Genomic DNA, 4,864 nt, shown 5'->3' on the forward strand with positions numbered 1-4,864 from the left:
TGCAAAAGCTGTTCGTCATCACCGCCCGCGATCCGGCGACGCAGCGGGTGATCAATCGGCTATGGACGAAAGTGAAGACGGGGAGGTAACTCCTGTCGTCCCGGCCAAGCGAGCCCTTGCGAGCGCGAGCCGGGACCCATGCACGCTGTCAGCATGAGGCGGTATGGCAGCCGTCCCGTGTCGGCCACGGGCTCGGGGTATGGGTCCGGGATCAGCGTTCGCTTCGCGAACTTGTCCGGGACGACACGCGAGAGTGCGTGTAGACATAACTACGCTACCGCCACCGGCGATGCAGCCACAGCCATTGTTCCGGATATTCCCGGATCCAGTCTTCCAGCACCGAAGTCACCGCCTGCATCGTGCCCTGCACATCGACCTTGCCGTCGGCGGTACGCACTGGTTTCACTTCTTCCGAGAGTTCGGCGCGAAAACGGTGGCCGGGCAGGCGTATGATGCGAACGCCGTGGATCGGGCAATCGACCTGGCGCAGTAGCCGCGCCAGCATCGGATTGGCGTTGGTCTTGCGGCCGAAGAAATTCACTTCAACGCCATTACGGAACCACTGGTCCACCAGCATCGCCACGTGCTGACCGTCGCTCAGCGCATGCGCGAGCTTGACCGGCGCGTCATGGCTGGCCGCGACCATCGTGCCCATCTTGACGGCGCGGATCTGCTCGATGATGCGATTGGCGGCCTCGATGTTCGGGCGGCGATACAGCACGGTGGCGTCGAGCCCGTGCGCGACGGCCGCGAGGGCGGGCAATTCCCAGTTACCGAGATGGGCGGCAAAAATGAGGGCGGGCTTGCCGTCAAGGCGGAGCTGGGCGAACAGTTCGTGGGTACGCTCGGGGATTTCGATGCGGCTGAGTTCGGGATGCGCGGGGTCGTGCTCCCAGACATGATCGAGATGCGCGAATTCGGCGGCGAAGCGGCCGAGGTTTCCCCACACCCCCGCCAGAATCGTTTCGATCTCTTCGGAAGATTTCTCGGGGAAAGCCGCGGTTAGATTGGCGCGACCAATCTTGTCCTCGCGAAACAGCGGGCCGATCTTCTGCGTGATTTTGGCGAACAGGTTGGCGGTCTTGATCGGGTCGAAATAGCGCGTGGTACGCAGCAAAGCGATGGTCAGCGCGCCGACCACCGCTTCGCCCGCCGGCTTGATGGCATCGCGGATCTTGGCCCGGGTGCGGAGGAACAGCCGCAGCATCAGAAGTGAACGATGATCTTGCCGAACACTTGGCGGCTCTCCATGCGCTTCAGCGCGGGCTCGACGTCTTCCATCGATACTTCGGTGTCGATCACCGGCAGCATGCCGTCGGCCATCTTGTCGAGGCTCTCGCTGATGTTCTTCATGGTCGCGCCGAACGAACCGAAGATACGGTACTGCTGCTGGAACAACTGCATCAGGTTGATCGTGGCGGTCGGACCCGAGGTCGAGCCGCAGGTGACCAGGCGGCCGCCGCGCTTCATCACCAGCAGCGAGCCATTGAAAGTATCTGCGCCGACGTGTTCGAACACGACATCGACGCCCTTCTTCTTGGTGATCTTTCGCGTTTCGCCTTCAAAGCGGTCCTTGCGGTAGTTGATGACGTAATCCGCTCCGAGCGCCTTGACGCCTTCGATCTTGGAATCGTCGCCGACCGTTGTGATGACGGTGCAGCCGATTTTCTTCGCCATCATGATGGCGACGGTGCCGATGCCGGAGCCACCGGCATGCACGAGGATCGTCTCGCCGGGCTGCAGCTTGGCATTGTCGAACAGCATGTGCTGCACCGTCGAGAACGCGATAGGCGCGCAGGCTGCATCGCGCAGGCTGACATTGTCGGGGACCGGGATCACCAGACGCGCCGGCATGTTGATCAACTCGCGGGAAAAGCCGTCGAGATGGAAGCCGTAGAGGCCGCCGACGTTCTCACAAAAGTTGTCGCGGCCTTCGACGCAGGCCTTGCAGACGCCGCAGGTCTTGGCGCCGTACATCACGACCTTCTGGCCCGGCTTGAAGTTGGTCACGCCTTCGCCGACGGCGGCGATTTCGCCGGAGGCTTCGGCGCCGATCGCCAGCGGCAGTTTGCGCTTGGCGAACGCCATGCCGCGAAAACCCCAGACGTCGATGTGGTTCAGCGCTACCGCCTTGACGCGGATCTGCACTTCGCCGGCTTCGGGTGGCGGCGGGGCGGGCTGATCGACGACGACAAGCTCACGATCGGCAACAAGATTGAGCGCACGCATGACACCGTGTCTCCGGACAAAGGTTAATATCTGATGGGGTGCGTATCGCCGGTTCACGCTAGCGCGTCAACCGGCGAGCGGTCCGGCGCAGCCTAAATCGGCTCGCGGGTCAGGATCAGCGAGGCGTTCTGGCCGCCGAAGCCGAACGAATTGGACATCACGGCGGTGACGCGCGCGTCCCGAGCGGTATTGGGCACCACGTCGAACGGAATCGCCGGATCCGGAACATCGTAATTGATGGTCGGCGGAATCCGCTGATGCTCCAGCGTCAGCAGCGAGAACACCGCTTCGACGGCGCCGGCCGCGGAGAGGGTGTGGCCGACCATGGATTTGTTCGACGACACCGGGATCTGCTTGGCGCGCTCGCCGAACACGGTGGAGATGCCGAGATACTCCATCTTGTCGTTTTCCGGCGTGCCGGTGCCGTGAGCATTGATGTAGTCGATCTGGTCGGAGACGATGCCGGCGTCGAACAGCGCATTGTTGACGCAGCCGACAATCGGCTTGCCATCGGGGCTGGAGCGGGTGCGGTGAAAGGAGTCGGCGAGTTCGCCGCAGCCGGCGACGATGCCGAGGATTTTGGCGCCGCGCGCGGTGGCGGCTTCCAGGCTTTCCAGCACCAGTGCACCGGCGCCTTCGGCCATCACGAAGCCGTCGCGATTCTTGGCGAACGGCCGCACCGCGGCCTGCGGCGGATCGTTGTGGGTGGACAGCGCCGAGAGCAGCGAGAAGCGGATCAGCGCTTCCGGATTGACCGAGCCGTCGGTGGCGACGCACAAAGCGGCGTCGGCCTCGCCGCGGCGGATCGCCTCGACGCCGAGCTGGATCGCGGTGGCACCGGATGCGCACGCGGTCGACAGCGAGATAGGCGAGCCCTTGGTTCCAAACGTGTCGGCGATATGATCGGCGACCGAGCCGAACATGAAGCGGCGGTGATAGTCCTTGAACTGTCCGCCCGAGGCGACGCGCAGCAGGGCGTCGTAATCGATCGCGGTGTTGGCGCCGGTCGCGCGCGCCACGGCCTGGCGCTGCGGCCATTCGACTTCGACCGGGGCCACGGCGAGAAACAGCGGGCCGGGAAAGTCGCCCTTGCTGCCGATATTGGCCTGCGCGATGGCTTCCTCGGTGGCGAGGTCGCCGAGCTTTTCGGAGAGATCGGTGGAGGAGAACGGATCCACCGGCACGAAATCGACGGTGCCGGCCATGGTGGTCTTCAGGCCGTCGGTGGGAAAACGCGTGATCGTGCGGATGCCGGACTCACCGGCGGTGAGCTTCTTCCAGTTGTCGGTCTTGCCGGCGCCGAGCGAGGTGACGACGCCCATGCCGGTGACGACGACGATCGGTCGGCCGAATTTATCGCGCGTGGCTGTCATGCTGTATTCCCCGTCGGTCGTGCCGTTCGCTTCAATCGATCGCTTCGACCAGCGCCATGCCTTCGCCGCGCCAATGGCCGGCGCCGATCACCACAATCTGGGTGGGCGGCTTCGACATTTCAATCTCGAGGCCGGTCGAATCGTTGGGCGGAAACATCGCTTTGCGCGAGATCGTCAGGGCGGCGAGGCCGAGCCCGAGCGGAAACTGCGTCTCCAGCGTATGACCGAACAGCGTGCCGGTGCCGCGTACTGCAAGGTCGGCATGTTCTTTCAGGAACGTGCGCTCTTCGGACGTCGCAGGCTCCGCCCCCGTCGCGCCGGTGATTATCGCGGTATCGCCCTTCAGCGGGCCGAGCTTGGTCCACAGCTTCTCCAGCGACGCCGTGATCTCTCCAGGATGCTTGCGCCGTGCCTGATCGGCGACGACGTTCTTCAGCCGGGCATAGGGTTTTGCGCCGCGCGCTTCCGCGTGCGCCCGCGATTCGATCACCAGGAACGCACCGCCGGAGCCAAGCGCAAAGCCGCTGGCCGCTTCGCGCGCCCACACCGTCTCGAACTTGTTCTTGAGATTGAAGTCGTCGAACTCGTACAGCAGCAGCAGGTCCTTGCGCTCGCCGTTATGCGCCGCGCCGATCAGCGCGATGTCGCTCTGGCCGGCGGCAATGCGCGCCAGCGCGATCCGCGCGGCATCGACGCCGGCGGCTTCCTCGCCCATGAAGGTGCGCGACGAACCGGTGACTCCGTGGACGATGGCGATGTTGCCGGCGAGCAGATTGGAGAGCTGCGCCAGAAACAATGTCGGCCGCAGGTCGTTCATCAGCCGTTCGTTGAGAAAGCCGGGCGGCGTCGCGCCGTGGTCGTCGGAATTCAGGATGCCGGAATCCACCGCGAGATCGCGCTCGCCGCCGCCGGCGGCGACGATCATGTCCATCTTCGACAGGATGTCCTTGTTGCCCTTCAGGCCTGCCGATTCCAGCGCGAGGCCGGCGGCATAGGTACCGATGCGCTGCCAGGCTTCCATCTGCCGCTGATCGCCTTTCTTGGGGATCTGCGAGTCGAAGGACACCGGCGCCAGCGGATGCACGAGGTAGGGCGCGAAGTTGGTCTCGTCGATGTTGATGCGCTTGTTGTTCAACGCATCCCAATGCGCGTCCGGGCCTTCGCCCAGGGACGTCGCCAGGCCGATGCCGGTGATCCAGGCTTCCACCGGTTCGGAATTCACGTGTCGCGTTTCAGCCATTGTTTCGTTCCTCGGCGATCGC

General features: G+C 64.2%; 4 protein-coding genes. All 4 read right to left on the minus strand.

Annotated features, from left to right (window positions below; all coding sequences use genetic code 11):
* Positions 1 to 274: 274 nt before the first annotated feature.
* Positions 275 to 1,207, minus strand: coding sequence for a lipid A biosynthesis lauroyl acyltransferase (locus JWR89_RS17615; RefSeq protein ID WP_299718430.1), 933 nt, complete (start codon positions 1,205 to 1,207; stop codon positions 275 to 277).
* Entirely contained in the window at positions 1,207 to 2,229 is a 1,023-nt protein-coding gene (locus JWR89_RS17620) for a zinc-binding dehydrogenase (protein WP_299718432.1), read from the minus strand. The genes JWR89_RS17615 and JWR89_RS17620 overlap by 1 nt, the downstream gene beginning before the upstream one ends.
* A 92-nt stretch (positions 2,230 to 2,321) precedes the next feature.
* Complete coding sequence (locus tag JWR89_RS17625; RefSeq protein ID WP_299718434.1) at positions 2,322 to 3,602, minus strand: beta-ketoacyl-ACP synthase; 1,281 nt, start codon at positions 3,600 to 3,602, stop codon at positions 2,322 to 2,324.
* Positions 3,603 to 3,633: 31 nt separating this feature from the next.
* Positions 3,634 to 4,842: a beta-ketoacyl-ACP synthase gene (locus JWR89_RS17630; RefSeq protein ID WP_299718436.1), complete on the minus strand. Its 1,209-nt coding sequence runs from the start codon at positions 4,840 to 4,842 to the stop codon at positions 3,634 to 3,636.
* Positions 4,843 to 4,864: the final 22 nt, after the last annotated feature.

The sequence above is a fragment of the Tardiphaga sp. genome, from assembly GCF_028290785.1.
Classification (GTDB): domain Bacteria; phylum Pseudomonadota; class Alphaproteobacteria; order Rhizobiales; family Xanthobacteraceae; genus Tardiphaga.

Coding starts and splice junctions, on each gene's coding strand:
- JWR89_RS17615 (WP_299718430.1), bottom strand. CDS start 1,207: ATGCTGCGGCTGTTCCTCCGCACCCGGGCCAAGATCCGCGATGCCATC.
- JWR89_RS17625 (WP_299718434.1), bottom strand. CDS start 3,602: ATGACAGCCACGCGCGATAAATTCGGCCGACCGATCGTCGTCGTCACC.
- JWR89_RS17620 (WP_299718432.1), bottom strand. CDS start 2,229: ATGCGTGCGCTCAATCTTGTTGCCGATCGTGAGCTTGTCGTCGTCGAT.
- JWR89_RS17630 (WP_299718436.1), bottom strand. CDS start 4,842: ATGGCTGAAACGCGACACGTGAATTCCGAACCGGTGGAAGCCTGGATC.